The sequence below is a fragment of the Xanthomonas vasicola genome, from assembly GCF_000772705.2.
Taxonomy (GTDB): Bacteria; Pseudomonadota; Gammaproteobacteria; order Xanthomonadales; family Xanthomonadaceae; genus Xanthomonas; species Xanthomonas vasicola.
The window spans coordinates 45,258-71,530 of record NZ_JSBW02000062.1 but is presented as its reverse complement, the minus strand read 5'-3'; the positions used below and the strand labels follow the sequence as shown (position 1 = coordinate 71,530).

Genomic DNA, 26,273 nt, shown 5'->3' with positions numbered 1-26,273 from the left:
CGGGAACCAGGGGGAGCAAAACTGCCTCCTTGCGGAGGTCCGAGCGGCGCTGACACTATGCGGGCGGACAAAGAGGTCTAGATAGTAGACAACATCTCTTATACGAACCTACCGGAGCGCATCATGACATATGCATCCCCTTTGATTCTTGTCACCGGCGCCAGCGGGCAGTTGGGTGCGCTGGTTGTCGAAGCGCTGCTCGGGCATGTACCTGCCGGCCGCATCGTAGCAATGGCTCGGGACACCGCGTCACTTGTTGAGTTCGCAAAACGCGACATCGCGGTGCGTCAGGCCGACTATGCGGACCCGCAGAGCCTGGACACGGCCTTTGCCGGCGTGGGCCGGGTGTTGCTGGTGTCGTCCAATGCGGTGGGCCAGCGTGTGCCGCAGCACCGCAACGTGATCGAAGCGGCCAAGCGCGCCGCGGTGGAACTGCTGGCGTACACGAGCATCCTGCATGCCGACACCAGCACGCTGTCGCTGGCCGCCGAGCATGTGGCCACCGAGGCGCTGTTGCGCGAGAGCGGCATGCCGCACGTGCTGCTACGCAATGGCTGGTACACCCAGAACTACACCGGCTCGATCGCTGCTGCAGTCACCCACGGCGCGGTGATTGGCAGTGCGGGCGAGGGCAAGATCAGTGCCGCCACGCGCGCCGACTATGCCGCGGCGGCTGCAGCGGTGCTGGCCTCCGATGCCCCACAGGCCGGGCAGGTCTACGAGCTGGCTGGTGATACCCCTTTCAGCATGGCCGAGTACGCCGCCGAAGTGGCGCAGCAATCGGGCAAGCCAGTGGCCTATCACGACCTGCCGGAGGCCGATTACGCGGCAGCGCTGGTGCAGATCGGCCTGCCGGCCGGCTTGGCACAGGTGCTCGCGCAGTGCTCGGCGGCCTCGCGCGGCGGCGACCTGTTCGATGACAGCCATACGCTGAGCCGGCTGATCGGCCGCCCCACTACGCCACTGCGCGACGCAGTGGCTGCGGCACTCGCAGCGCACTGAGGCACCGCTGATACCACTGCGTTGCCGAGATATTCGGCACGCGTGGTTCGCTCATCGTTGAGATGTTCGCCGTGGCTGCTTGGGATCACGGCGAACTGCGTGGTGCATCACCCCATGCAATCGATGGCGTTGGCCGGTCGGTCGGCGCGGTTGCGTGTGTCGCGGTCATCGTCAGTGCGCTGTGCCAGCGGCATTGGGCGAGGCGATCGGCAGTGGCAGCGCGTTAGCTGCCGATCAATTACCGCGCGTACCACGGTTGATCCGCATTTGATGCTGCGATCGAGCCGATGCAGCAGTGGGTTACTGACTGATAGCGCTGGGCGCTTGGACAGCCTGGACACTGCACGACACACTCCTGGCGCAGCACATGGCAGCGTGAGTGCTGATGTCCCTCCCAATTGCACGTGCTTGCCGAAACACGACGGCGGCGCAGGCCCACACCATCGCACCCACGCACGCTGGCGAATTCTGCATGGAATACCGCGCAGCCATCGGGATGCGCAACGTCCAAAGCATGGATGACCCGCGCGCGATCTCCGTCACGCAACGACCGCGCATTCCCGCGCAGTTCGACCCGTCCACCTCAGCCACGGCGCGCGCAGCTGGACTTGCCTCAGGTTGGTGACACAACTGCCATCGCCCCGATACGACGGTGACGCAAGGGCCGCATCAGCGACGTCAGCGGGTGTCACCAAACTGACATCAAATCTAAATATAACTGCTGCCATTGCCGCGACGTCAGGAAGACGGGCGCCCTGGCAGGTGCCTCCACGCCGTGTAGCCGGCCAGTGCAGTGCCGGATCGACGCAGCCGCCGACACGTTTCCCTTGCACGAGCCGGACCAATGAAAAAACGTAATCTCGCCACTGTTCTGTGCGCCCTCAGCGCCACTGCCAGCGGTGGCACGCTGGCCGCCGAGCTGGAGCTGTACGTCGACCGCAAGACCAAGCAGATCTTCGCCGAGCCGGCACCGGGCCGCGACAAGCTGGGAACCTTCGTGCAGGTAGATGAAAACGGCAAGCTGCCAGCCTCGGCGATGCCCGCTGCGCCTGCACAACCGCTGCCGCCCGCGCCCGGCGCGGCCATGCCCGCCGACACCGCCATTGCCCAGGCCGCGCCAGCGCCTGCCCCGGTCGCAGCGCCAGCGCCGGCCAAGCCCGGTGAGGCGAGCAAAAAGTGGTACGACAAACTCAGCCTGCGCGGCTACACCCAGATTCGCTACAACCAGGGCATCGGCGGCGATGCACAAGACCTGCGCGCGCCCGGTGACCGTTTTATCGGCAACGACCAGAGCCTTGGCATCCGGCGTGCACGCCTGGTGCTCAGCGGCGATCTCAACGAGCACGTGTCGCTGTATTTCCAGCCGGATTTCGCAAGCACGCCGACCGGTTCGACCACTTCCAACTTCGCGCAGCTGCGCGATGCCTACGCCGATATCTTCTTCGACAAGAAGCGCGAATACCGCGTACGTGTGGGCCAGTCGAAAATGCCGTATGGCTGGGAAAACCTGCAGTCCAGCCAGAACCGTCTCTCGCTGGATCGCGCCGACGCACTCAACTCTGGCCTGCGCGACGAACGCGACATCGGTGCGGTGTTCTATTACAGCCCCACCGTGGCCAAGGGCCGCTTCCAGGATCTGGTCAAATCCGGTCTGAAGGGATCGGGCGATTACGGCGTGATTGGCGCCGGTGTGTACAACGGCCAGGGCGCCAACCGCCTCGAGCGTAACGACAGCATGCACGCGGTGGTGCACGCCACATACCCGTTCAAGTTCGCCAACGGCCAGTATCTGGAAGTGGGCGCCGACGCCTACGCCGGCAGCTTCGTGCCGACTGCGGCAGCAGTCAACATCGGCGGCCGCAGCTTCACTCCGGCCATCACCGAGCCCAGTGGCTATACCGACCAGCGCGTGGCCGCGCACATCATTTACTACCCGCAGCCGTTCGGCCTGCAGGCCGAGTGGACGGTGGGCCGTGGCCCAGAACTGGATGTGGCCCAGCGCCGCATCCGCACCAGTTCGCTGAGCGGTGGCTATGTGCAGGCCATGTTCAAGCACGACTTCAACTACGGCACCTTGTTGCCGTACCTGAAATGGCAGACCTACCGCGGCGGTTCCAAGTTCGACACCAATGCCCCGCGCATGCGTCTGGACGAAGTGGAAGCCGGTGTCGAATGGCAGCCAATGGATGCGCTGGAACTGGTGTTCGCGTATTCAAAGATGAAGCGCACCGACGTCAGCACCGCGCCGTATCCGGTAGTGGAAGGCGATTTGCTGCGCTTGCAGTTGCAGGTCAATTACTGAGCAACGTCGGTGCGTGCCGGTGAAGGCTGCTGCGGCGGTCATCACCGGCGCTTTCGCATGCGGCCGCATGCATTCGCGCCGGGATCTGCATGCGCGCTAGTGCCTGCGCGATGCTGCCAGGCCCGCGCGGCACGACGCGCTCACTGGATCGCGCATGCGTCTCAAGGCCACAGTAGAGCGGCTTCCCGGCGGGATGATGTTGGTCCCCCTTCTACTGGGGGCGCTGTGCCACACGCTCTGGCCCCAGGCCGGCAGCACATTGGGTTCCTTCAGCAACGGCTTGATCAGCGGCACCGTCCCGATCCTGGCGGTGTGGTTCTTCTGCATGGGGGCCACCATCCAGCTGCGCGCCTCCGGCCGCGTGTTGCGCCGTTCGGGCAGCCTGGTGCTGACCAAGATCGCGGTGGCCTGGCTCGTCGCGATTGTCTGCGCACCGCTGCTACCCATCGCTGGTGTGCCAAGCGGGCCGTTGACCGGGCTGTCGGTCCTGGCGCTGGTGGCGGCGATGGACATGACCAACGGCGGACTCTACGCAGCGTTGATGCAGCAATACGGCAGCAGCGAAGACGCCGGTGCGGTGGTGCTGATGTCGCTGGAATCCGGCCCGCTGATCTCCATGCTGATCCTGGGCGCCAGTGGTCTGGCCACGTTCGAACCACAGCTGTTCGTCGGCGCGGTGCTGCCGCTATTGCTCGGCTTTGCGCTCGGCAATCTCGATGCTGAATTGCGGCAGTTCTTCGCGCAGGCGACCCAGACGCTGGTGCCTTTTTTCGGCTTTGCGCTGGGCAACACGTTGGATCTGTCGACCATTGTTCACACCGGAGCGAGCGGAGTGTTGCTGGGCGTTGCGGTCATCCTGATCACCGGGCTGCCTTTGTTGCTGGCCGACCGCTGGCTCGGCGGCGGCGATGGCACGGCAGGAGTGGCCGCCTCCAGCACCGCAGGTGCCGCCGTGGCCACGCCGGCCTTGATTGCCGGCATGGCGCCGCAGTTCGCACCGGCCGCACCGGCGGCCACTGCGCTGGTGGCCAGCGCGGTGATCGTCACCTCATTGCTGGTGCCGTTACTGACCGCGTTGCATGCAGGCCGAAGCCGGCAGCGCATCGAGTGAGATGTTTTCGCGTGTCATGCACGGTGCGGTGGAAGACGTTGGCCTGCAGTGGTGCGCTATGCATGGCGATGGCGTGACGGCACTTCGCGCAAGGGCTGCGCACAGCCGCTGACGATCAGCTAGACGACGTACACGCACAGCACAGACCGATTCCGTGCCTCTGCCCTGCCCGTGCAGCGCTTCGCGCAATCGCCGTGTCAGCGGCTCTAAGCCGACAGCTCTCCACGCACGATCTGCGCACCTGCACTGAGCGCATTGAGCTTGCCGCGCGCGACATGTCGGGCGAGCGGCGCCATGCCGCAGTTAGTCGAAGGGTAGAGCTTGTCGGCATCGACGAAGCGCAGCGCTTTGCGCAGTGTCTCGGCTACTTCCTGCGGTGTTTCGATTGTGGTGCTTGCTACGTCGATGGCGCCGACCATCACCTTCTTGCCGCGCACCAGTTCAATCAAATCGATCGGCACGTGCGAGTTGTGGCACTCCAGCGAGATGATGTCGAGTGAGGACGTTTGCAGCTTGGGAAACGACTCTTCGTACTGGCGCCACTCCGATCCCAGCGTCTGCTTCCAGTCGGTATTGGCCTTGATGCCATAGCCATAGCAGATGTGGACGGCGGTCTCGCACTTGAGCCCTTCAACCGCGCGCTCCAGGGTGGCAACACCCCAGTCGTTGACCTCGTCGAAGAAGACATTGAAGGCAGGTTCGTCGAACTGAATGATGTCCACGCCAGCGGCTTCGAGTTCCCTGGCTTCCTGATTCAGGATCTTGGCAAATTCCCATGCAAGCTTTTCGCGGCTTTTGTAGTGCGCATCGTAGAGCGTGTCGATCATCGTCATCGGGCCCGGCAGCGCCCACTTGATCGGCTGACGCGTTTGCTGACGCAGAAATTTGGCATCGTCCACGAAGACGGATCGCGGGCGGCTCACCGCACCAACCACCGTCGGCACGCTGGCGTCGTAGCGGTCGCGAATCCTGACCGTCTCGCGCTTTGCGAAATCGACACCGCTGAGGTGTTCGATGAAGGTGGTGACGAAATGCTGGCGGGTCTGTTCGCCGTCGCTCACGATATCGATGCCGGCATGCTGCTGTTCCTGCAGCGCCAACAGCAATGCGTCATGCTTGCCTTCGATCAGTTCCGCGTCCTGCAACTTCCAGGGTGACCAGAGCGTCTCTGGCTGGGCAAGCCATGACGGCTTGGGCAGGCTACCGGCGGTTGAGGTGGGGAGCAGCTTTGTCATGATGAGGATGTCTTGCGTTCGGTTGATTAGGAAGCGTGGCTGGACGCCCACTGCTCAAGAAGATTGCCGTAGGGCCGGATGAAATGCTCTTCGGTGAATTTGCCCTGCTTTACGGCGAGCTGGCTGCGCTCTTCGCGGTCGTAGACGATCTGGGTGGACGAATAATCCTGATGCTTCAGGCTCGGCTGATAGATCGCCCCTGCTGCAGAATTGGCGTTGTAGATTTCCGGCCGGTAAATCTTCTGGAACGTCTCCATCGTGGCGATGGTGCCGATCAGCTCCAGGTTGGTGTAGTCGCCGAGCAGGTCGCCGAAAAAATAAAACGCCAAGGGCGCAACGCTGTTGGGCGGCATGAAATAGCGCACCTGCAGGCCCATTTTTTCGAAATACTGATCGGTCAGCGAAAACGCGTCCTGCCGGTATTCGATGCCCAGGATCGGGTGCCGGTTGCCGGTGCGGTGATAGGTTCGGCTGGTGGAGACGCTGATGCAAATGACCGGCGGCTTCTGGAAGCGCGCGGTGTAGGCGGCCGAATGCACGAAGTGCTTGAACAGCTTGCCGTGCAGATCGCCAAAATCTTCGGGGATGTTGAAGCTGGACGCATCTTGATTGTGTGCTGGCAGCAGCACGCTGAAATCGTAGTCGCGCACGTAGGAAGAAAAATTATTGCCGGCAATGCCCTCGATGCGCGCACCGGTGTGTTGATCGACGATAGTGGGCTTCAATATCTCGATCAACGGAAAGCCATCGTCTGGCGCGCGCGCGCCGATGTTCATTTCAACCGAGATGATGTCCAGCTCCAGCGCATAACGGTCGCGCTTGGCGTTATCCCAATGCGCCAGATCGTTGAAGCGGTTGTTGATCATCGCCAGCGTGTTACGCAAATTTTCCTGACGCAGCTGGCCTCTGGCCAGATTGGCGAAATTTGTCGTGTTGCGCGTCGTAGCCGAGGGACGGTAATCCTCATCGAAGCGCAGGCTCTTGATGGTGAAGTTCAAGTCTTGAGTCATTGCGAGCTGATGCCTGGTGTCTAAGATGGGAACGCGCGTACGTCGCTGCGCAGGTGGGTATGCCGGTGGCATGCAAGCCGGGTTGTGCAGCAGTGCGCGCTTGCCGACCGATCCGGTGGCCTGGCCACCGCGAGCTGGCCCTCAGGCTGCGGCCACGTCTTGTGCGTTGATGGACCGCGCATGTCGCGTAAGTTCGATCAACGGCAATGCCCGCTGTACCGCCAACCTGGCCCGCTCGGCCAGCGCCTCGTTGTGCACGCGGTAGTCCAGAAAGTCCCGGTCGGTTGCGTAAACGCCCAACGGCAAGGTGCGTGCCTGGAAGAAGCTGAAAAGCGGCCGCAGCTGGTGATCGATCATCAGCGCATGGCGGTCGCTGCCGCCGGTTGCGGCGAGCAGCACGGGCGTGTCGATCAAGGCATCCTGATCGATGAAATCGAAGAAATGCTTGAACAGCCCGGTGAAGGAACCGCGGTAGACCGGTGTTGCCACCACCAGCACGTCGGCCTGTTCCACAAGCGCAAGCGCCTGCTCCACGGTGTCGGGCAGGTGTGAGCGCCAGGGCGCGCCAGCGAACTGCGGTGCCAAGGCCCCAATTTCGACCAAATGGCGCTCGCACGGCAACTGCTCGGCGATCAACTCCAGCAGGTGCTCTGCCAGCGCGACAGCTTTGGAGGGGCGTTGCATTCCGCCGGAGACCGCAACGACGCGAAGTGTGTGTGGCGCTTTGACAGTCATACGGGGCAACCTGATCAGTGGGGAAGTCGTACAGTGCGTCAAGAACGTTTAGGCCCGAAATCGACCGGTCATATCTGGGTCCGAGCCTGCGTCCTGGCAGCGCCTGAACAACGACCCTGATGCTAGGGCTCGCATTCGATGAAGTAAAATGGTGTTATTTCAACAGTCCATGAATTCGGATCATCTGAATGCTTGAGCGCATCCATCTCACCATCGTCCAGCAGGTCGAGCAGCAGGGCTCGTTGACCGCTGCCGCAGGCGTGCTGAATCTGACCCAGTCGGCGCTGAGCCACAGCATGAAGAAGCTGGAGCAGCAGCTGGGCACCGACATCTGGCTGCGCGAGGGGCGCAGCCTGCGCCTGACCCAGGCCGGGCAATACCTGCTGGCGGTGGCGAACCGGGTGCTGCCGCAACTGGATCTGGCCGAAGAGCGGCTGGGGCAGTTTGCGCAGGGCGAGCGCGGTGCGCTGCGCATCGGCATGGAATGCCATCCCTGCTATCAGTGGCTGCTCAAGCTGGTTGCGCCGTATCTGGCCACGTGGCCAGATGTGGATGTGGATGTGAAGCAGAAATTCCAGTTCGGTGGCATTGGCGCGCTGTTCGGCTACGAGATCGATCTGCTGGTCACGCCCGACCCGCTGTTCAAGCCGGGGCTCACCTTCGAGCCGGTGTTCGACTATGAGCAGGTGCTGGTGGTGCCCAAGGGCCATGCGCTAGCCTCGGCGGCCTACGTCAAGCCGCAGCAGCTGACGCGCGAGGTGCTGATCAGCTACCCGGTGGATCTCGAACGCCTGGATATCTACAGCCAGTTCCTGCTGCCGGCCGGTGTCACGCCCCGGCGCCACAAGGCCATCGAAACCACCGACATCATGATGCAGATGGTGGCCAGTGGCCGCGGCGTGGCCGCCATGCCGCGCTGGCTGGTGGAGGAATATGCGGCCAGGATGGACGTGGTGCCGGTCCGGCTGGGCGCAGGCGGCATTCCCAAACAGATCTATCTGGGCGCACGCGAGTCGGATATCGCGATCGATTACCTGCGCGCCTTTATCAAACTGGCGCGCGCGCCAGCCAATGCCAGCACCTACACGCGAGGACCCAAATGATGGACGCAACGACCGAGCGCACGCCACTTCCACTGCCTGACGGCCACACCAAGGTGTTGCTGCATTCCTGCTGCGCGCCTTGCTCTGGCGAAGTGATGGAGGCGATGCTGGCGTCCGGCATCGACTACACCATCTTTTTCTACAACCCCAACATTCATCCGCGCAAGGAATACGAGTTGCGCAAGGACGAGAACGTCCGCTTTGCCGAACAGTTCGGCGTGCCCTTCATCGACGCGGATTACGATCGAGATAACTGGTTCGAGCGGGCACGCGGCATGGAAAACGAGCCAGAGCGCGGCGTGCGCTGCACGATGTGCTTCGACATGCGCTTTGAACGTACCGCGCTGTATGCCCACGAACACGGCTTTCCGGTGATCACCAGTTCGCTGGGCATCTCACGTTGGAAGAACATGCAGCAAATCAACGACTGCGGCGTCCGCGCAGCGGCCAGGTATCCCGGCCTGCTCTACTGGGAGTACAACTGGCGCAAGGGCGGTGGTGCCTCGCGCATGGTCGAGATCAGCAAGCGCGAAAACTTCTATCAACAGGAATACTGCGGCTGCGTGTACTCCCTGCGCGACACCAATCGGCATCGTGTAGACAGCGGTCGCAAGCGTATTCAACTCGGCGTGAAGTTCTATGGCGATGACGAGCCGCAAGACTGAGTCTTGCGCCAGTTAGCGGCGACCGCGCCTGAATTTCAGGTTCCTTTCCTGCTCGATCAGAGCGCCGCGCCATGCCGAGCCACCCAATCATCATGACAAGATTGCAATACCCATGATGTCTACAGACACGCCGAGCCTCGCCAACACAATCGCTGACGCCTATTCGCTGGAGGTCAGCGTCAAGGACGTCGGCGCGCTGACCAAAGCGGCGCCGCGCATGCTACCTGGCTCCACCATGTTCATTCCCTACTTGCCAGGCCAGAACGACGCTGCGCGGCTGGCCGCAGCACAGATGGTGCGCGGGCTTGGCTTCGAACCCATGCCGCATCTTTCTGCACGCCGCATGACGTCGCTTGACGAACTGCAGGCATTTGTCGCGCGCCTGGTCGATGAGGCCGGCGTCACACGCTGCTTTGTGATCGCAGGTGATCCCTCTACTCCGAAGGGACCGTTTGCCGACAGCCTGTCTCTGATCGATACCGGCGTGTTTGAACGCGCGGGTATCCGCACCATCGGCGTAGCAGGTCACCCCGAGGGACATCCGATCATGCATACGGCAGAGCAATGGGATGTGCTGGAACGCAAGTGCCGCAGCATCGAAGAGCGCGGTATGGCAGCCGTGATCGTGACGCAGTTCGGGTTCGATGCGGACATGGTGGTGACGTGGGTGGAAGCGCTGCGCGCGCGTGGCATGACGCATCCGGTGCGTGTGGGCGTGCCTGGTCCGGCCAGTGTCGCCGTACTTGCACGCTATGCGGCAAGCTGCGGTGTCGGCGCCTGCGCGTCAGTGCTCTCGAAGTATGGCATCTCGATTGGCAAGTTATTCGGCAACGCAGGGCCGGATCGCTTTGTCGATCGCCTTGTCAGCTGCCTGACGGAAGCGCATGGAGATATCCGCCTGCACGTCTTTCCCTTCGGCGGCATCGCCCAGTCTGTGGAGTGGGTTGCGCACTATCGTTCGCGCAACGCGCCACAAGATCGCATCAGCGCCGTCCGAGCGGATCGGCCCTGAAGCCCGCTAATGCCGGTTGCAAATCAACACTGGCTTGAGACCGTTACACCGCGACTAATTGGGCTATCAGTGAGTAGCAAAGCCGGCATGAATTAGAGCCGCTGGATGTGCTTCATGCAGCGTTGGCTCAGGCGTGTTATTCACTGCGGCAGAATTCGCAATGCGTGTGGAAAAGTAATGGCGTCGCCGTTCGCCCCCCCTCTCCTCTCTCGTGAAGGACGTCTCGTCCGCGATCCTGTTCATAAGCCGTGTTCTTTAGTTTGTAGCGAAGCGCTTACCGCGCGTTAGGTATTGCAGCGCCAGCAGACTTGTCGCAGGAGCGCGGCATTCTGGTCGGCAATCACGGCGAGGGAGCGCTCCATCCGATGTCGTTGCCCTGCGCGAGGGCATTGTTTCTGCAACGCTCACAGGAAGATCTTGCCATGCCGAAGCCGCCGCTGCTTTCACTGTTGTGCTCCCTCTCATTGTTCTCCGCTCCGCTTGCGGCGGGCGAGTTGCAGCCCAAACAACTGGCTGGCCCACCGGAAGATTTCGCGCAGATGCGTGCGCCCGATCCGGCCGAATCGGCGATCTTGTCCAAGAGTGCGTTGCTGCCGGTGGAACTGGCACCGGCCGGTCAATCCGCGCGCTGGCAAGGCAGCTTGCCGGTGGAAAACGGGCACCTGCGCTTCATGGTGCTGTCCGGCGATCAGGTCTGGGATGCGGCAGTGGCTGCACCTGCGGTTGCTGGCGCACGCACCGCTGCGGTGGCAACGCCGCTACAGGCGCAGCGCACGTTGCTGGGTAGCGCAGAGAACGGCACCAGTGGCATGCGTTACGCCGTGGAGTCCGCACCAAACGGCAACTGGTCGCTGACACTGCAGTCGGCCTCGCCGGTGGCGCAGCGCGGCTATGTGTTGATGGAAGGTGATGAGCGCACGCAGCTCGCCTCGTACCTGCGCAATCGTCAGCAACAGGTTGGCCAGTCGCTCACGCTCAATGCGCTGCTCAGCGGCAACGATGCAAGCGGCGCCACATTGCTGGCCGCGCAGGCTGGGAAGATCGACGAAGCGAGCTTGCGTGTGATCGATCCGCAAGGTGGCATCCGCAACCTGCCGATGGCCGATGATGGCAAGCATGACGATGGCGCCGCTGGCGATGGCGTGTACGGCGGCACGTTCCAACCCACCAGCGAGGGCACCTGGATTGCGCAGGTGATCGTGCGTGGGCATGACCAGGCAGGGCAGGCTTTCGTGCGGACCAGCGAACATGTGCTACCGGTGCTGGATACGTCGCTGCGTCTGCTCGGCAATGCCCTTAGCGCACGCGCTGCCGAAGGCACGCGGCTGACGATTGCGCTACCGGTCGCTGCGCGTGGCAAGGCACCATCGCATTACCGCGTGTTCGGCCAGGTGTGGGGGACCGATGCCAAGGGCAAGGACGTACCGGTGGCCTGGATCGGCGGCATGCTGACACCCCAACAAGGCCAGTTGCCATTGAGCCTGGACGAACGCTGGATTGCGCGTGCAGGTGCGCGGGCACCGTTTACGCTGCGCAGCCTGCGCATCGAAGACCCGGACCATTACATTCCGCTGGTGCAGGCCGGCACGCTGCCGTTGCAAGTACCCGCGCTACGACGTGTCAGCATCGCCCGCGCCAGCACCGCGATCGACGAAAGCATGCGCATGGGCCCGCGCCCGAGCGCATTGGCATCTGCGATGGCGACGGCGCAGCCACAGGCCGCCGGTTCGCAACTGGTGCTGGTGCACGGCTATTGCTCCAACGGCGTGTGGCCACAGGCCCAGTTCACCAATGCATCGACCTTCCTGGATCCCAAGCAGAACCGCAGCAACGACCAGTTCGCGCAGCTGATTGCACAGTTCGCCAGCCAATGGTCGTCGTTCTCCACGGTAGCGCACAGCCAGGGCGGCATGGCCGCGCTGCATCTGTACACCTACTACTGGAGCGGGCTGGATAACGCCATCGGCGGACGGGTGATGCAATCGGTGGGTACACCGTATCAGGGCACCAATATGGCCGGCGTACTGGCCACGGCAGGGTCGAGGTTCGGTGAGGGCTGCGGTAGCAACACCGACATGACCTACGACGGCGCCAAGGCCTGGCTGGCCGGAATTCCGCCCGATGCACGCGCCAAGGTGAACTACTACACCACCTCCTTCGCCAAGAGCAAGAAGTGGTACACCAACGACTACTGCAACGCTGCTTCGGACCTTGTCTTGAAAGACCCCGAAGATGGGGTTGTGGAGGAGGTCAACGCGCAGCTGCCGGGCGGCGTCAATCTTGGCCATACCACTGGCCAATGCCACACCACCGGCATGCGCGACCCGGCGCAGTATCTGGATGCCGACCGCAATGCGGTGATGAATGCAAATGCGGCGAGGTAATGCAGATTGATCTGCTTTGCGATGGCCGGTGCGTGCGCTGGCCATCGCGTTGCAACCGGCGTTAGCGTTGCATGGTCGGCGCCGGGGCTTGGGTTGATACCACGGCCGATTGTGCATCGGCACCGCCACCGAGCACCTTGTACAAGGTCACCCGATTGCTCGCTTCGGTGAGCCGCAAGCTGATCAGTGTCTGCTGCGCGCTGCAGAACGTGCGCTGTGCATCCAGTGCCACCAGATAACTGTCCACGCCATTGCGATAGCGCGCATCCGATAGGCTGAAGCCACGTTGTGCTGCCGCCACCATGGCGCGCTGCGCATCCATCCGTTCTTCAAGTTGCATGCGTTCGGCGAGCGCATCAGCCACTTCACTGAAGGCGGTCTGGATCGCCAGTTCGTACTGCGCAACGGCGATGTCCTTTTGCAGCCTGGCCACATCCAGTTCGGCCTTCAAGGCACCGGCACGGAAGATCGGCAAGCTCACGCTGGGCGAGAACGACCATGTGTGGTCGCCATCGAACAGATTGGATAACGCGTCGCTGCCGCGCCCGACATCGGCGGTCAACGAGATGGTGGGGAAGAACGCCGCGCGTGCTGCGCCGATATCTGCATTGGCGGCCTTGAGCGTGTGTTCGGCCGACAGCACGTCCGGGCGCTGCAACAACACACGCGATTCCAGCAGCGCAGGCAATGGCGCCAGCGCTACACCGGTCTCAATCGCATCGCTGTCAGGCAATAACGCAGCCGGCACCGATGTGCCCACCAGATTCAAGGCATTGCGCGACTGCGCCAGCTGGGTGGAGTAATTGGCCACGTCAGCGCGCGCGCTTTCCACGCTGGTCTGGATCTGCGCCAGATCCAGCCCGGAGACGATCCCGTTATCGTGCTGCAACTCGGTCAGACGCAGCGTCTTGCGTTGGCTGTCCAGCGTTTGCTGCGCGAGCGCCAGACGCTGTTGATCGGCGGCCACCGTGAGCCAGTCGTTGGCCGCCATCGCCACGATCCCAACGGCGCGCCAGCGCCGGGCCTGCGCATCGATGAAGACGCCTGCCGCGCCAGCGTGCATGGCCGCGACCTGGACCTGACCCAGGTCGAGTTCCGTCTGCTGCGCACCCTCGCCGCCGCGCCCGGCCGTGTCTACTCGCGCGAGCAACTGATGGGCCGGCTCTACGCCGACCGCCGCATCGTTACCGACCGCACCGTCGACAGCCATGTCAAAAACCTACGCCGCAAGCTCGCCGATGCGGGCGGCGAGGACTGGGTCCGCTCGGTGTACGGCGCGGGGTATCGCTTTGAGCCGTGAATGGGAATTGGGAATAGCGAATCGTTAGAGCAGAAGCGTTGCGCTGTTGAGTGATCTTTCGCCTACTCCCGCTTTTGACTCCCCTCGTTTCACTTCAAATTGTGAAACGTGCGGAGCAAGGCTACCGCCTTTGATTTTGCAACTCCCCTTTCCCCATTCCCGGCCTCACCGAAATACCACCGTGCGATGTCCATTCAGCACGATGCAATGTTCGACGTGGCGGCGCACCGCACGCGCGAGCACCAGCGATTCGGTGTCGCTGCCCAGGCGTATCAGGTCGCGTGGGGTCATGGCGTGGTCGACGCGGGCGACGTCCTGTTCGATGATCGGACCTTCGTCCAGATCTTCGGTGACGTAATGCGCGGTGGCGCCGATGATCTTGACCCCGCGCGCGTGCGCCTGGTGATACGGCTGCGCACCCTTGAAGCTGGGCAGGAAGCTGTGATGGATATTGATCGCACGCCCGGCCAGTGCACGGCACAGTTCCGGCGACAGGATCTGCATGTAACGCGCCAGCACCACCAGATCGATCTGCAGGTCGTCCACCAGCGTGAGCAGTTGTGCTTCCTGTGCGGCGCGCGTGTCGGCGCTCACCGGTAAATGGTGGAAGGGGATGCCGTAGGAGGCGGCCAGCGCTGCAAAATCGGTGTGATTGGAGACCACCGCGGCAATTTCCACCGGCAGCTGCCGGCTATGCATGCGGAACAGCAGATCGTTGAGGCAATGGCCCTGCTTGCTCACCAGCACCAGCAGGCGCGCGCGGCGGTGGGCATCGTGCAGTTGCCAGTCCATCTGGAATTCGTCGGCCAGCGCCGCGAAGCGCTGTTCGAGGGCGGCAATCTCGGTCTTTGCCGGCTTGTGGAAATGCACGCGCAGAAAGAACCGCCCGCTTTCGTCGTCGCCGAACTGCTGCGCGTCGAGAATGTTGCAGGCCAGATCGAACAGCAGCCCGGTCACGCGATAGACGATACCGGTGCGGTCGGGGCAGGACAGGGTGAGGATGTAGTCGGAGCGCATCGGCGCAATGATAGCCAATGCGCGACATCACCGACGCAGTGCTTGCGTCGGTAACTTTTTTAGCGCGAACGGGCGCCAAGGTCTGGTATGCAACGCTGCAGCGTTTGACCGATGCGTCGTTGCTGCCTTACGTCCGTGCTGCACACCGCGTGCTTCGCTGAGACGTGGTGCTGGAGTCGATCGCGCGGCGCAACCGCATGCGCGATTCCACACACGTACTCAGCGCGGCGGCAAACGCAGCATCAGCCGCCGATTGATCTCGTCCAGTTGTGCAAGCGACGCGTCCACCGACGTCTCCATGGCTTCCTGCGTGGTGATGTGCGCACGCAGATGTGCGGGGTCGGACAACTCGCCACGCACCAGGAACACGTTCTCGCCAACTTCGCCGAGGTGGCGGCTGAGTACCACGTAATCCACCTGATCGAAGCCATGCTGCTTGGCCAGCGGCAGCAGACGCGCGGCCATGCGCTCGCTCGCCTCATCAACAGGCTTGCCCAACTCGGCATCCAGCACGCTCACCGCTTCGCGGATCTGCGCGAACAGATAGTGGTCTGGGTGCTCGGGATGGTCCGGGCCTACCGGGCCTTGGGCGATGACCGGAGCGTCGGTCATCGTGTGTCACCGGCGCAAGCCAGTGCGCGCGGTGTGCGCGCGATCGAACCGAGCGTGATATGCAGGTGTCGCATCGCATCCTCCCTGGAGCGGCGGCTGTCACGAGCCGGCATTTTAGAAGGTCTGCTGCATGGTTAGGTGAGCAAGCGGTGGGCTGCCGTGCTTTGAAGCGAAGTGCCTTGTGCAGGGCTAAGCGCAGCTAACAAAAAGAGCGCCGGCCACGCGCGCGTGGGCGGAGCTCGGAAGCGGCATGCACCACGCGTACACCCCAGTTCCTGCGCGCCTTCCACGCCCACCTGACGACTGCTCACTATGTTGTGTTAACCGCTCCAAATCCGCTTTGCGGCAGCGCGATCAGGCCACCTGCCCTGCCCGCCGCGCCGAAACTTCCGCCAGCACCGCCCAGTCTGCATTGCCGTCGCCATGCGCGATGGCCTCGTCCAGGCCGGCGCGCAGCAATTCTCCCAACGGCATCGGCACCTCCTTATCGGCACCGGCCTGGATGGCCAGGTCCACATCCTTGCGACCGAGCGTGGCAGTGAAGCCGGCGGGCAGGTACTCGCGTTGCATGATCAGACGGCCATAGCCCTGGTAGGCGGGCGCGGCGAACAAGGTGCTGGTGAGCATGCCCAGAAACTGCGTGGCATCCACGCCGTGGCCGCGTGCAAGCGCACTGGCTTCGGCCATCGCACCGATGGCGCTGGCCAGGCAGAAATTGGCGGCCAGCTTCACTGCATTGGCCTGCTCCGGTGCGCGACCGATGTGCCAGGTCTTCTGCCCCAGCACATCGAACATCGGCTGCACGCGTGCCACTGCGGCTTCATCGCCGCCGGCCAGAATATTGAGCTTGCCGGCTTCGGCCACCTCCACGCGCCCAAGCACCGGCGCGGCAACGTAGGCCACACCGCGCTCGGCATGCAGCGCGGTCAACTCATGCGCCAGCGCCACCGAAATGGTGGCCATGTTGACGTGCACACTGCCCGCCGGCAGCGCGTCCAGCACGCCGCGTTCCAACAAGGTCTGGCGCACTGCGTTGTCGTCGGCCAGCATCGAAAACAGCAGCGGGCCGTGCGCGGCGTCGCGCGGTTGCTCGACCACCGTGGCGCCAGCGTCGCGCAGCGGCTGGGCACGTTCGGGTGAGCGGTTCCACACGCTCAGTTCGAACCCGCCGCGCACCAGGTTGTGCGCCATCGGCAGGCCCATCGTGCCCAAGCCCAGAAATCCTATCGGCATGCGTTGTCCTTGTTCGGTATCACGTCAGGGGTGGATCAATTGGCGAACACGCCACGCGCATCGCGTGGCTCGCAGCGCAGGTATTGTGGCGCCGGAGTGACCGACGCGCCCAGCGCTGCGGCGGCATGCCACGGCCAGCGCGGGTCGTACAGGATGCCACGCGCCAGCGCGATCGCATCGGCTTGGCCTTCTTGCAGAATCGCCTCGGCCTGCGCCGGCTCGGTGATCAAGCCCACACCAATCACCGGCGTGCTCACTGCTGCGCGAATCTCCTGCGCGAACGGAATCTGATAGCCCGCCTGCAGCGGAATCTGCTGGCGCGGATCGAGCCCGCCGCTGGAAACATGGATGTAATGCGCACCGCGTGCATCCAGCGCCTTCGACAAGGCGATGCTCTGCTGCACATCCCAACCGCCTTGGACCCAATCGGTGGCCGAGATACGCACGCCAATGGCGATTTTGTCCGACACCGCCGCACGCACCGCGTCGAAGATGCGCAACGTCAACCGCATACGATTTTCCAGCGAGCCGCCATACGCATCGCTGCGCTGGTTGCTCAGCGGCGACAGGAACTGATGCATCAAATAGCCATGCGCGGCGTGCAGTTCGATCAACTCCAGGCCCAGGCGCTCGGCACGTTTTGCCGATGCGACGAAGGCGTCAACCACGGCATCGATCCCCGCCTCATCCAGCGCTTGTGGGACCGGCTGCTCTGCGCGGAACGGTACAGACGATGCAGACACCGTCTGCCAGCCATGCGCGTGATCGGGTGCGATGGCCTCGCCGCCTTTCCATGGCAGATCGGTCGAAGCCTTGCGGCCGGCATGTGCCAGCTGGATGCCGATCGGCATCGGCGACCAGCGCCGCACCGATTGCAACACCTCACCCAAAGCCTGCTCGGTGGCGTCGTCGTACAGGCCAAGATCGGCGTAGCTGATGCGCCCTTCCGGCACCACTGCGGCCGCTTCGAGAATCAGCAGGCCGGCACCGGATTGCGACAACGTGCCCAGATGGATGCGATGCCAATCGCTGGCGCGGCCGTCCTGTGCCGAGTACTGGCACATCGGTGCAATGACAATCCGGTTGGCGAGCGCAAGCGGGCCGAAGGTAATGGGGGAGAACAACTGGCTCAAGGCGGCATCCACAACTGACACGGGGACGCTTATTGCACTGCGCCGCGCGCGTCAGCACAACTGCTGCGATGGATCACTGCGTCATGCAGAACGCGCACTGGCGTCATTGACGCTGCGTACACGCGGCAGGTCCGGCGGCCCGTGCAGGAATGCCAGCGCCTGCGCGCACGACTGCTCCACCTTCAACGTCAGCAGGTCGTCGGCGCGCGTGCGCCCGAAATTAAGCGCGGCAATCGGCAAACCGTTGCGTGCCGCGGTCTGCGCGAAGCGAAACCCCGAATACACCATCAGCGATGACCCTACCACCAGCACCGCGTCGGCGGCCTGCAGATGTGCAAATGCGCGCTCCACCCGCTCGCGCGGCACGTTCTCGCCGAAGAACACCACATCCGGCTTAAGCACGCCACCGCACACCGGGCACGGCGGCACCACGAAATGCTCGAAGGCCACATCGTCCAGATCGGCATCGCCATCGGGCGCCTGCGCGGCCTCCAGCTCCGCCCAACCGGGGTTGGCCTGCTCGAGCAGCACTTGGAAGTCGGTGCGTGGCATGCGGCACTCGCAGCCCATGCAACGCACCACATCCAGCCGCCCATGCAGATCGATCACCGCCTGACTGCCGGCGGCCTGATGCAGGCGGTCCACGTTCTGGGTGAGCAGCACTTCCAACTGGCCACGCGCTTCCAGCGCAGCGAGCGCGTGATGGGTGACATTGGGTTGCGCCAGGCCAAAGCGCGGCCAACCGACCAGGCTGCGTGCCCAATAGCGCTGCCGCGTGGACAGCTCGCCCATGAAGGCCTGAAACGTCACCGGCTGCGGACGCTTCCAGCCGCCTTGCAGATCGCGATAATCGGGAATGCCCGAATCAGTGCTGCAACCGGCGCCGGTCAGCACGAACAGACGCTGATGGCGCTCGATGAAGTCCTGCAGTGCGTCGCCGTCGTGAACCCTCGCCGTACTCATCGTGAAACTCCGGTGGCAACGAGATAACTGTGCAGCAACACCACCAGTTGCGCCTGTAGCGGTGCAACACGCGCGGCTGGCGCACCATCTTCCAGCAGGCTTCTCAGCGGCCCGGTGATGGCCGCCATGCCGATCTCCGCGACTGCCTCGCAATCGTCGAAACGTATATCCGACGTGGTAGCGAGCGCGGCTGCAAATGCCTGCTGCGAGCGCTTGCGCGCCTGCGCTCCCAATGCCGCACCACCATGCAGTTCGGAGATGGCATACAGCGCGCGTGAGACATCCACGTGCTGCAACTTGGCGTGCACAAACGCATGCACCAGCGCCTCGCATTGCTGCGCAAGCGTACGCCCGTGCTGTTGCGCGCAGGCCTGCTCCACCGCGTGGGTCACCGCCTGCAAATACCAGTCCAGCACTGCGGTCAACATGGTCTGCCGGTTCGGGTAGTACTGATACACGCTACCCACCGAAACCCCGGCACGTTCGGCCACGCGCGTGGTGGTGCAGCCTTTCAGTCCTTCAGCCACCAAAACCTGAATGCTGGCCTGGCGAATGACCTCCACAGTGGCGCGCGAACGCGCTTGCTGCGGGGATTTACGCGTTTTTTGCAGCGGCATGGAGGTGCTCACGAATGCGAATGTACACATTGCGGGATGACACCTAGTCTGGGGGGACTTCTCAGCAATTCCAAGGAACTGCCCGCATGTCCGCTTCCACACCGGTTGCATTGATCACTGGCGCCAACAAAGGCATTGGCCTTGCGCTGGTCGCCCACCTCGCCGACGCCGGCTGGACCGTGTACCTGGGCAGCCGCGACCCTGCACGTGGCGAGGCCGCACGCAGCAAGCTGCGCACTCCAGACAACGTGCACGTGCTGCCGCTGGATATCACCGATACCAACAGCATCGCTGCAGCGGTGGCGCAGCTGCAGGCAACCGGCACCGCGCTCGATGTACTGGTCAACAATGCTGCGGTGATTATCGATGACGGCACGCCCGCCACCGCGACGCTGGACAACCTGCGCGCCACCTACGAGGTCAATCTGTTCGGCCAGGTCGCCATCACCCAGGCACTGCTGCCAGTGCTACGCGCCGGCACGCTCAAACGCATCGTCAATGTTTCCAGCGATCTGGGTTCGTTGTCGTTGCAGGGCGACCCGGGTTATCGCTATCACGCGGTCAACGTGCTGGCCTATTGCTCGTCCAAGACCGCGCTCAACGCCTTCACCGTGTTGCTGGCGAAGGAGTTGCGCAACGAAGGCTTCGCGGTCAATGCAGTCAATCCCGGTTACACCGCGACCGACCTCAACGGACACACCGGCCCCAATAGCGTGGAGCAAGCCGCCGCCACAATCGCACATGTGGCGATGTCCGAATTGGGCACGGGCGGGTATTACACAGAAGGTGGACGCTTGGCGTGGTGATGCGGCCAACCAGCGGTGGGCTGCTGCGCGCGGCTGGTTCGCGCGCATGCCCGGCCGTCGACACAACGATCTTCTCTTGCCCGACGTCGATGCGCGCCCTCACGGGAAATCACCGCCGATGTTGAGCACGCGCGCGCAGACCACGCGGGTGATATCCAGATCGGCCATGTTCGATAACGGATGACCGCATCGGTCGCGCTGCATCACTCGCCGCGCGCAGGATGCGGCGCAAACCGGCCATAAGGACGCGCATCGTCGGCACGTTGGCGCAAGATGTAGGCGGCCGCAAAAGCAATCGCCAGCAGCGTCAGGCACATGCCGACCAACGCGTCCCAGCCGCCGTGTTGCCAGAACCAGCCACCCAGCGCGCCGATCACGCTGGAGCCGGCGTAATAGGCCAGCAGATACAGCGACGCGGCATGGCTGCGATGCGCACCACCCAGCCGGCTGACCCACGCACTGGCGGCCGAATGCGCGATAAAAAACCCAATCGTCAGCAGCACGATACCGGTCACCACCACCGCCAGCGCGTGCGCCAAGGTCAACGCCACGCCCAGCAGGCACAGCACGATGCCGGTCGTAACCACCGGACCGCGCCCGAACCGGTCCGAGGCCGCACCGGCCACCGACGAACTGACGATGCCGAATACATAGGCGCTGAAGATCATGCCGATCTGGCTTTGGCTCAAGCCGAATTCCGGCCCACCCAGGCGAAAGCCGGCGTAGTTGTACAGGCACACGAACACGCCCATCAACAAAAAGGGCAGCGTGAACAGAAACGGCAGATTGCGATCGCGTAGATGCCCGGCCCAGGCGCGCAGATGGAAGCGCAGGTTAATGCCGTGCCGACGCACGAAATTGCGAGACGGCGGCAGCAACCAGAAGAACGCAAGCGCGCAAAGAAGATCAAACACGCTTAACACTGCCAATGCGGTGCGCCAATCGGTGTGGTCGGTCAGCACGCTCATCACGATGCGCCCGCTCATGCCGCCGAAGGCATTCCCGGCCACATACAAGCCGGTGGCCGCACCCATCTTGTTGGCCGGCAATTCTTCGCCCAGATACACCATCGCCACCGCCGGCACCCCGCCCAGCGCGATGCCGGACAAGGTGCGCACCACTACCAGCGCACCCCAGTGCGGCAGGAAGGCAGCGATGAGGTTGAGCACAGCCGCGATGGCGATCGACACGAACATCAGCCCGCGCCGGCCGAGGTTTTCCGACACCGCGCCGGCACAGAAGATCGCCAGAGCCAATGCACCGGTGGCCAGCGACAACGGCAGCGAGGCGGTCGCTGCGTCCACATGGAAGGCACGCGCAAATTCCGGCAACACCGGCTGCACGCTGTACAGCAGCGAGAAGGTGGCAAAGCCGGCCAGAAACAGCGCCAGACGAATGCGCAGCGCTGCCGGTGCGTGGGCGCCGGCGTCGGAACTGGCGGATGGCTCGGGCAGCGGACCCGGATGGCGATCGGAGGAAGACACAGGCGCGCACTTGAGACGTGAGACGTGAGACGTGAGACGTGAGACGTGAGACGTGAGACGTGAGACGTGAGACGGCGAGTATTCGCCTGCCACCACCCCCTGTCCAATATATGATGGTAGCAGTTGCCATATCTGGAACAGATGGATGGAGCTGCGCCACCTGCGTTATTTCCTCGCGGTTGCCGAAGAAGGCAACTTCACTCGTGCCGCCGCGCGGGTGGGCATCGGCCAGCCGCCGCTGAGCCAGCAGATCCAGACTCTGGAACGCGAGCTGGGCACGCCGTTGTTTCGGCGCACCCACAGCGGTGCCGAGCTCACCCCAGCCGGCGAGGCGTTTCTGGGCGAAGTGCGCCGCGTGCTCGCCGACGTGGAACGCGCCGCCGAGACCGCACGCCGGGTGGCGCGTGGCGAGTCTGGACGGTTGCGCCTGGGCTTCACCGCCTCGGCCGCCTTCAGCCCGGTGGTGCCGCGGTTGATTCGCGATTTCCGCCGCAAGTGGCCGCAAGTGGAGTTGCTGCTGGACGAGACCAATACCGCCAGCCTGCTGGTGGGCTTGGCCGAAGGCAGGCTGGATGCGGCGTTCGTGCGCTATGGGCTGAGCACGCCACCGGATTTGCGGCTGCTGCGCTTTGCCGACGAGCCGATGAAGATCGCCGTCCCCGCCGCGCACCCCCTGGCCACGCGCAACAGCGCCCCATTGGCGGCGCTGGCCGGCGAGCCGTTCATCCTGTTTCCGCGCAGCTTCGGCTCGAGCCTGTACGACGAAATCCTGGCCGCCTGCCGCGAATCCGGCGTGACCCTGCGCATCACTCAGGAAGCGCCGCAGATGTCGTCGATCATCAATCTTGTGGCCGCCGAACTGGGCGTCTCGGTGGTGCCCGCGTCCACTGCGCAACTGCTGCGACCCGGCGTGCGCTATCTGGATATCGAAGGCCATATGCCGCTGGCGCGCCTGGCCCTGGCCGCAGCGCCGGGCGCGTTGGAGAGCACACCGTTGGTGCGGCATTTATGGGCATTGGCGGAAGTGCTGTGAGCCAGGCTGATCTTGAGCCGACAGCACCACGGCCATCGTAGGAACGCGCGCGTGCGCGACGTGGCTCTCCCGGTAACGCCCTTTCGCGCACGCGTGCGCTCCTACCTGCCACCAGGCGAAAAGATGTTGGATTGCGTTGCCCACCACCAGCGATGGCGCTGGTTCTCTTGAGCCGAGATCTGATCAACACCCACTCAGCCACACCAGCCGCCGTTGATCCTGTCGAAGCGCACATGCCCGCGATGCCGCTTGCCTAGTGCCGTCGTCGCGGCAAAGGCCTCCACCGTAGACAGCGCAAGCACGTGGCCAGCGCGCACGCCCCGGCACTGGCGAGGGCGGCGAGGGGCCTGGCGGACATAACGGCCAATTCCACGCAGTCGGGGGGCGGGTCTTTCCTCCGCACATGAACCAAAAGTATTCCAGATGTTGCATAGCCCGGGCGCATCCGTTATAGTCCTCTCACCACTCCTCCCTTGTCGCGCCCATTAAGTTAGGGTAACGGCTTGGGACGAAAAAACCGCCGCAAGGCGGTTTTTTCATGCGCGCAGGAAGCTCCGTGTGACCATCGCCAAAGCGACTGCCGTCTACATCGATGGCTACAACCTGTACTACGGACGCATCCGTGGGACTGCATTCAAGTAGCTCGATGTGGTCGCACTGTTCGCCTCCTGCATGACCAAGACCCGAGCACCGATCTGCTGCACGTCCGGTATTTCACAGCGCCGGCGCTGGGTCGGTTTGCGACCAACAAGCAGGCTTCGGAAATCGCGCAAACAACGTATCTGCGCGCCTTAGCACACACCCACCCGCAGCGATTTACCACCACATTAGGCAAACACAGCTGGGACAAAGGCGGAGCCTTTCTGGCGGAGTTTGTCAGCGGCCAGCCGTATGATCGGACGCGCCGGGTGCGGGTCTGGAAGCTCGAAGAGAAACAGACCGATGTGAACCTGGCGCTGGCCATGTATCGCGATGCGGCGTCGGGGCGCTATCAGCAGTTGGTGGTGTGCTCCAACGATAGCGATATCGCGCCGGCCCTTGCGGCGATCCGCGAGGACTTCCCACTATCGTGCTAGGCGTTGTCACGCCACGCAGGCCGCCAGTCGAGGGTGAAGCGATCAGGCGAGTCAGCGTCGAGCTGTCGAGCCGTGCTGACTGGATACGTCAATACATTTTGGACGATGAGCTGGCCGCAGCGCAGCTTCCCGAGCGCGTTCGTAAGCCTGGCAAGCCCATCGACAAGCCGGGGCATTGGTGAGGATGAGTTCAAACCCTCGTACAACTACAACCGCACTCCCCGAGACGGTCGGCGCACGTCTGGTGACGGAGCGAAAGCGCCTCGGCTTTACTCAAACCGAAATGGCCGAGCGCTGTTCTGTCACTCGGTGGGCGCAGCTGAATTTCGAAAAGGACACCAATCTACCGGGTGGCGCGTATCTCATCGCTGCGCACCACATTGGCGTAGATATCCTCTATGTCCTGACGGGGACACCGCCATCGTATAAACGCTGATCGGCGCGCTGCTGGCCAACGTCACCGGCAACTCGGCATAGGGATGGATGACATGGGGCTTGAGTTCAGGCAATCGTTTGAGGTGTTTCCAGGTGTTAGGCTGAACCTGTCCGGTAGCGGCATCACCGCCAGCTTCGGAGTAGACGGCGCGACAGTGAATGTCGGGGCTCAAGGGGTCCGCAGCGCGATCGGCATTCCGGGCTCGGGCCTGTCCTTCACAACGAACCACTGCTCGCCATCAGGCTCGCCGACGCCGCACGCGTTCGTGCCAACTCAAGGCTACGCTCCGACCTACGCCCCCGTGCAACCCATGCGCGAAATCAACAGCGCGTCCGTTGAACGGCTTACAAGTCATAGCTTGGTCGAGGTTCGCGACCTGATTGCCAAGGCCCGATCGCAGCGGAAGAAAGTCGATCAGGATTTGGCGGAGGCGCAGGCGACCCATCGTGCCGAGTCGGCCGATCTGGAACGGCGACAGCGAAGTTGGTTTCGGTGGTTCATGAAACGGCGCATTGCCGAGCTTGATGCATCGGTGGCAGAAGCAGCTGGCGAGGTCCAGCGACTTATGGAGTGGCAGAGCGTAACGCACATCGAGATGTGCTTCGAAGCGAGCGACGTTGCGCAGCGCGCTTATGGCGCGTTAGTTCGGGCCTTTGAAGCACTGGGGCAAAGTAAGGCAATTTGGGATATTACCTTTGATCGGGACACCGATCGCGTGCGTGAGCGATCCGCAGCCTCTCGGACGCTGGATCGGAAGCCGGTTCAAATTCATTTCTCATCGTCCGAATTGGTGCGGTTTGCCGGCCATGCGATGCGGTTCGGCAACATTAATGGTGAGGACATTTTGATTTATCCAGGGGTGGTGATCATGCCACGCGCAGATGGCGCGTTCGCCCTTATCGAGCTTCGAGAGGTTGACCTTCAATACCACGTCGTTGGCTTCCTTGAGCATGAGGTCGTGCCACCCGACGCTGTCGTCGTGGGGCAGACATGGGAGAAGGTGAATAAGGACGGCTCGCGCGACATGCGCTTCCGGGACAACGACCAAATCCCGATCGTCCAGTATGGACGCTTGCTGTTCACCAGCCCGGGAGGCGTTCAAGAGGAATATCAGTTTTCTAACGCTATCGCGGCAGGCGAGTTTGCCCGAGCATTCGATACTTACAAGGTGGCGTTGAGCGCGCAGTGATCAACCCCGCAGGATCCTGACCGATATGCAGCCTCACCTGCCGTGAGGCTTATATTTTTTGCGGATCGGTAGCCCATGCTCCTGCCTGATCGAGTTTTCGCTCGGTTGCCTGGTCTTTCGATATTCGTATTTCCCGACGCCGACGGCCCTGAGTTCCTCTTTACCGGCTTCGGATGTTTCGTCGTAGCGATCTCCACCCTTGCAGGCTTTCGACGTGCCTGCCAATAGATGCTGAGCATGGATAAGCTCGTGTGCAAGAACTACAAACGACTCCTCAGGATTGGAGCCAAGACGAAGAGGGGAGCCGTTTGAGTTCAGTTCGATATTACTATGCGGGCTCCATTCTATAATGGCGTTGCAGCCCTTTCCTTTTCTTGCCCGTTCATTGGCGAGCGCTTGGTTATCGGCGAAGGTCCTAGGATCATATTTTTCAACTTCTCTCGCGCTCAGGACGGCGCTGGTAGTGGGCTGCGCTTCAGCGCCAATCTCCGCTATGGTCACTTTTCGATTCTTGCAAGCGCTGATAGCACTCAAGCCTTGAAGGAGAGCGCTGCCTGAGCTGCCGGCCGCAATCTTCTCAAGCGCTGATTCAACTTGGTTCTTGTATGGCTCTTCTCGAGCGCTTGTCTGCGTGGAAATATAGATTCCTGGAAATTTTGTTTGACCGATTGGCATGTCGAGTATGTATCGTTGTTTATGGACTGACACCCGGATGGTAATTGCGAGCAAACAAGCACATTGCCGGTATGTGAAATTCTGTCATCAATGGCGAATGGATGATCCAACTCGGACTACGTGGGGTTCGTCGAGCCTGC

At 62.9% G+C, this 26,273-nt stretch carries 22 protein-coding genes, 1 other RNA gene and 4 pseudogenes; 15 read left to right on the top strand and 12 right to left on the bottom strand.

The window, feature by feature from the left end; genetic code table 11:
- The first annotated feature begins 123 nt into the window (after nucleotides 1-123).
- The 3 genes from NX05_RS17350 to kdgT all read left to right on the top strand — a co-directional run bounded on the left by NX05_RS17350 (nucleotide 124) and on the right by kdgT (nucleotide 4,415).
- A complete protein-coding gene (locus NX05_RS17350) occupies nucleotides 124-1,002 on the top strand; it encodes an SDR family oxidoreductase (protein WP_039436561.1) in 879 nt (292 codons plus the stop codon).
- 844 nt (nucleotides 1,003-1,846) lie between these two features.
- Nucleotides 1,847-3,304 carry an OprO/OprP family phosphate-selective porin gene (locus NX05_RS17345; RefSeq protein ID WP_039436559.1) on the top strand — a complete coding sequence of 486 codons (1,458 nt, stop codon included), beginning with the start codon at nucleotides 1,847-1,849 and terminating at the stop codon, nucleotides 3,302-3,304.
- 154 nt (nucleotides 3,305-3,458) lie between these two features.
- Nucleotides 3,459-4,415: a 2-keto-3-deoxygluconate transporter gene (kdgT, locus tag NX05_RS17340; protein ID WP_026113223.1), complete on the top strand. Its 957-nt coding sequence runs from the start codon at nucleotides 3,459-3,461 to the stop codon at nucleotides 4,413-4,415.
- Nucleotides 4,416-4,621: 206 nt separating this feature from the next.
- Here kdgT and NX05_RS17335 read toward each other — a convergent pair whose 3' ends face one another.
- The 3 genes from NX05_RS17335 to msuE all read right to left on the bottom strand — a co-directional run bounded on the left by NX05_RS17335 (nucleotide 4,622) and on the right by msuE (nucleotide 7,395).
- Nucleotides 4,622-5,650: a methionine synthase gene (locus NX05_RS17335; RefSeq protein ID WP_039436557.1), complete on the bottom strand. Its 1,029-nt coding sequence runs from the start codon at nucleotides 5,648-5,650 to the stop codon at nucleotides 4,622-4,624.
- A 26-nt stretch (nucleotides 5,651-5,676) separates the two neighbouring features.
- Nucleotides 5,677-6,660, bottom strand: a complete 984-nt coding sequence (locus NX05_RS17330) for a DUF1852 domain-containing protein (protein WP_039436555.1) — start codon at nucleotides 6,658-6,660, stop codon at nucleotides 5,677-5,679.
- Nucleotides 6,661-6,801: 141 nt separating this feature from the next.
- Nucleotides 6,802-7,395, bottom strand: a complete 594-nt coding sequence (gene msuE, locus NX05_RS17325) for an FMN reductase (RefSeq protein WP_026112152.1) — start codon at nucleotides 7,393-7,395, stop codon at nucleotides 6,802-6,804.
- A gap of 188 nt (nucleotides 7,396-7,583) precedes the next feature.
- Here msuE and NX05_RS17320 point away from each other — a divergent pair, with 188 nt between their 5' ends.
- From NX05_RS17320 to NX05_RS17305, 4 genes are all read left to right on the top strand, one after another.
- Entirely contained in the window at nucleotides 7,584-8,498 is a 915-nt protein-coding gene (locus tag NX05_RS17320; protein WP_039436554.1) for a LysR family transcriptional regulator, read from the top strand.
- Nucleotides 8,498-9,163, top strand: a complete 666-nt coding sequence (locus tag NX05_RS17315) for an epoxyqueuosine reductase QueH (RefSeq protein WP_010369060.1) — start codon at nucleotides 8,498-8,500, stop codon at nucleotides 9,161-9,163. The genes NX05_RS17320 and NX05_RS17315 overlap by 1 nt, the downstream gene beginning before the upstream one ends.
- A 112-nt stretch (nucleotides 9,164-9,275) precedes the next feature.
- The gene (locus tag NX05_RS17310) at nucleotides 9,276-10,175 is read left to right on the top strand and encodes a methylenetetrahydrofolate reductase (RefSeq protein ID WP_039436551.1); all 900 of its coding nucleotides are present in this window, start codon (nucleotides 9,276-9,278) and stop codon (nucleotides 10,173-10,175) included.
- Between the two features lie 422 nt (nucleotides 10,176-10,597).
- A complete protein-coding gene (locus tag NX05_RS17305) occupies nucleotides 10,598-12,559 on the top strand; it encodes a choice-of-anchor X domain-containing protein (RefSeq protein ID WP_039436914.1) in 1,962 nt (653 codons plus the stop codon).
- A gap of 61 nt (nucleotides 12,560-12,620) precedes the next feature.
- Here the strand turns inward: NX05_RS17305 and NX05_RS17300 are convergent.
- A pseudogene (locus NX05_RS17300) lies at nucleotides 12,621-13,766 on the bottom strand (efflux transporter outer membrane subunit); the annotation flags it as partial.
- Here NX05_RS17300 and NX05_RS25010 point away from each other — a divergent pair.
- Nucleotides 13,683-13,859: pseudogene (locus NX05_RS25010) on the top strand (winged helix-turn-helix domain-containing protein); the annotation flags it as partial. The pseudogenes NX05_RS17300 and NX05_RS25010 sit on opposite strands and share 84 nt — an antisense overlap.
- 165 nt (nucleotides 13,860-14,024) lie before the next feature.
- Here NX05_RS25010 and purU read toward each other — a convergent pair.
- Nucleotides 14,025-14,876 (bottom strand): formyltetrahydrofolate deformylase, encoded by an 852-nt coding sequence (gene purU / locus NX05_RS17290; protein ID WP_039436911.1) that lies wholly within the window; start codon nucleotides 14,874-14,876, stop codon nucleotides 14,025-14,027.
- 17 nt (nucleotides 14,877-14,893) lie between these two features.
- Here purU and NX05_RS24490 point away from each other — a divergent pair, with 17 nt between their 5' ends.
- Nucleotides 14,894-15,037, top strand: coding sequence for a hypothetical protein (locus NX05_RS24490; protein ID WP_164722205.1), 144 nt, complete (start codon nucleotides 14,894-14,896; stop codon nucleotides 15,035-15,037).
- A 58-nt stretch (nucleotides 15,038-15,095) separates the two neighbouring features.
- On the opposite strand, the gene NX05_RS17285 is transcribed toward NX05_RS24490, so the two are convergent.
- Nucleotides 15,096-15,488, bottom strand: coding sequence for an XVIPCD domain-containing protein (locus tag NX05_RS17285; RefSeq protein ID WP_039436545.1), 393 nt, complete (start codon nucleotides 15,486-15,488; stop codon nucleotides 15,096-15,098).
- Nucleotides 15,489-15,738: 250 nt separating this feature from the next.
- Between NX05_RS17285 and NX05_RS23010 the strand changes: the two genes are divergently transcribed.
- Nucleotides 15,739-15,814, top strand: a non-coding RNA gene (locus NX05_RS23010) — sX9 sRNA.
- 28 nt (nucleotides 15,815-15,842) lie between these two features.
- Here NX05_RS23010 and NX05_RS17280 read toward each other — a convergent pair.
- Genes NX05_RS17280 through NX05_RS17265 form a run of 4 tightly spaced genes read right to left on the bottom strand, consistent with a single transcriptional unit; the run spans nucleotide 15,843 to nucleotide 19,434 of the window.
- Entirely contained in the window at nucleotides 15,843-16,721 is an 879-nt protein-coding gene (locus NX05_RS17280) for an NAD(P)-dependent oxidoreductase (protein WP_039436540.1), read from the bottom strand.
- A 35-nt stretch (nucleotides 16,722-16,756) separates the two neighbouring features.
- Complete coding sequence (locus tag NX05_RS17275) at nucleotides 16,757-17,875, bottom strand: NADH:flavin oxidoreductase/NADH oxidase (RefSeq protein WP_039436539.1); 1,119 nt, start codon at nucleotides 17,873-17,875, stop codon at nucleotides 16,757-16,759.
- 60 nt (nucleotides 17,876-17,935) lie between these two features.
- Entirely contained in the window at nucleotides 17,936-18,817 is an 882-nt protein-coding gene (locus tag NX05_RS17270) for an NAD-dependent protein deacetylase (RefSeq protein ID WP_039436538.1), read from the bottom strand.
- A complete protein-coding gene (locus NX05_RS17265) occupies nucleotides 18,814-19,434 on the bottom strand; it encodes a TetR/AcrR family transcriptional regulator (protein ID WP_039436537.1) in 621 nt (206 codons plus the stop codon). The genes NX05_RS17270 and NX05_RS17265 overlap by 4 nt, the downstream gene beginning before the upstream one ends.
- 86 nt (nucleotides 19,435-19,520) lie before the next feature.
- Between NX05_RS17265 and NX05_RS17260 the strand changes: the two genes are divergently transcribed.
- Nucleotides 19,521-20,240: an SDR family NAD(P)-dependent oxidoreductase gene (locus NX05_RS17260; RefSeq protein ID WP_039436536.1), complete on the top strand. Its 720-nt coding sequence runs from the start codon at nucleotides 19,521-19,523 to the stop codon at nucleotides 20,238-20,240.
- Between the two features lie 203 nt (nucleotides 20,241-20,443).
- Here NX05_RS17260 and NX05_RS17255 read toward each other — a convergent pair whose 3' ends face one another.
- Nucleotides 20,444-21,724 (bottom strand): MFS transporter, encoded by a 1,281-nt coding sequence (locus NX05_RS17255; RefSeq protein WP_039436531.1) that lies wholly within the window; start codon nucleotides 21,722-21,724, stop codon nucleotides 20,444-20,446.
- A 145-nt stretch (nucleotides 21,725-21,869) separates the two neighbouring features.
- Here NX05_RS17255 and NX05_RS17250 point away from each other — a divergent pair, with 145 nt between their 5' ends.
- From NX05_RS17250 to NX05_RS17240, 4 genes and pseudogenes are all read left to right on the top strand, one after another.
- Nucleotides 21,870-22,757: a LysR family transcriptional regulator gene (locus NX05_RS17250; RefSeq protein WP_039436530.1), complete on the top strand. Its 888-nt coding sequence runs from the start codon at nucleotides 21,870-21,872 to the stop codon at nucleotides 22,755-22,757.
- A 648-nt stretch (nucleotides 22,758-23,405) separates the two neighbouring features.
- A pseudogene (locus NX05_RS25285) lies at nucleotides 23,406-24,015 on the top strand (NYN domain-containing protein).
- Between the two features lie 101 nt (nucleotides 24,016-24,116).
- Nucleotides 24,117-24,239, top strand: a pseudogene (locus tag NX05_RS25005) (XRE family transcriptional regulator); the annotation flags it as partial.
- A 73-nt stretch (nucleotides 24,240-24,312) separates the two neighbouring features.
- A complete protein-coding gene (locus NX05_RS17240) occupies nucleotides 24,313-25,458 on the top strand; it encodes a DUF4236 domain-containing protein (protein ID WP_039436529.1) in 1,146 nt (381 codons plus the stop codon).
- Between the two features lie 33 nt (nucleotides 25,459-25,491).
- Here NX05_RS17240 and xopG read toward each other — a convergent pair whose 3' ends face one another.
- On the bottom strand, nucleotides 25,492-26,133 hold the full coding sequence (xopG, locus tag NX05_RS23000; protein WP_080764474.1) for a XopG/HopH/AvrPtoH family type III secretion system effector: 642 nt from the start codon (nucleotides 26,131-26,133) through the stop codon (nucleotides 25,492-25,494).
- Nucleotides 26,134-26,273: the final 140 nt, after the last annotated feature.

Excerpts from the sequence above, each read along its gene's own strand:
- NX05_RS17350 (WP_039436561.1), top strand. The coding sequence starts at position 124 with ATGACATATGCATCCCCTTTGATTCTTGTCACCGGCGCCAGCGGGCAG.
- NX05_RS17345 (WP_039436559.1), top strand. The coding sequence starts at position 1,847 with ATGAAAAAACGTAATCTCGCCACTGTTCTGTGCGCCCTCAGCGCCACT.
- kdgT (WP_026113223.1), top strand. The coding sequence starts at position 3,459 with ATGCGTCTCAAGGCCACAGTAGAGCGGCTTCCCGGCGGGATGATGTTG.
- NX05_RS17335 (WP_039436557.1), bottom strand. The coding sequence starts at position 5,650 with ATGACAAAGCTGCTCCCCACCTCAACCGCCGGTAGCCTGCCCAAGCCG.
- NX05_RS17330 (WP_039436555.1), bottom strand. The coding sequence starts at position 6,660 with ATGACTCAAGACTTGAACTTCACCATCAAGAGCCTGCGCTTCGATGAG.
- msuE (WP_026112152.1), bottom strand. The coding sequence starts at position 7,395 with ATGACTGTCAAAGCGCCACACACACTTCGCGTCGTTGCGGTCTCCGGC.
- NX05_RS17320 (WP_039436554.1), top strand. The coding sequence starts at position 7,584 with ATGCTTGAGCGCATCCATCTCACCATCGTCCAGCAGGTCGAGCAGCAG.
- NX05_RS17315 (WP_010369060.1), top strand. The coding sequence starts at position 8,498 with ATGGACGCAACGACCGAGCGCACGCCACTTCCACTGCCTGACGGCCAC.
- NX05_RS17310 (WP_039436551.1), top strand. The coding sequence starts at position 9,276 with ATGATGTCTACAGACACGCCGAGCCTCGCCAACACAATCGCTGACGCC.
- NX05_RS17305 (WP_039436914.1), top strand. The coding sequence starts at position 10,598 with ATGCCGAAGCCGCCGCTGCTTTCACTGTTGTGCTCCCTCTCATTGTTC.
- purU (WP_039436911.1), bottom strand. The coding sequence starts at position 14,876 with ATGCGCTCCGACTACATCCTCACCCTGTCCTGCCCCGACCGCACCGGT.
- NX05_RS24490 (WP_164722205.1), top strand. The coding sequence starts at position 14,894 with ATGCGCGACATCACCGACGCAGTGCTTGCGTCGGTAACTTTTTTAGCG.
- NX05_RS17285 (WP_039436545.1), bottom strand. The coding sequence starts at position 15,488 with ATGACCGACGCTCCGGTCATCGCCCAAGGCCCGGTAGGCCCGGACCAT.
- NX05_RS17280 (WP_039436540.1), bottom strand. The coding sequence starts at position 16,721 with ATGCCGATAGGATTTCTGGGCTTGGGCACGATGGGCCTGCCGATGGCG.
- NX05_RS17270 (WP_039436538.1), bottom strand. The coding sequence starts at position 18,817 with ATGAGTACGGCGAGGGTTCACGACGGCGACGCACTGCAGGACTTCATC.
- NX05_RS17265 (WP_039436537.1), bottom strand. The coding sequence starts at position 19,434 with ATGCCGCTGCAAAAAACGCGTAAATCCCCGCAGCAAGCGCGTTCGCGC.
- NX05_RS17260 (WP_039436536.1), top strand. The coding sequence starts at position 19,521 with ATGTCCGCTTCCACACCGGTTGCATTGATCACTGGCGCCAACAAAGGC.
- NX05_RS17250 (WP_039436530.1), top strand. The coding sequence starts at position 21,870 with ATGGAGCTGCGCCACCTGCGTTATTTCCTCGCGGTTGCCGAAGAAGGC.
- NX05_RS17240 (WP_039436529.1), top strand. The coding sequence starts at position 24,313 with ATGGATGACATGGGGCTTGAGTTCAGGCAATCGTTTGAGGTGTTTCCA.
- xopG (WP_080764474.1), bottom strand. The coding sequence starts at position 26,133 with ATGCCAATCGGTCAAACAAAATTTCCAGGAATCTATATTTCCACGCAG.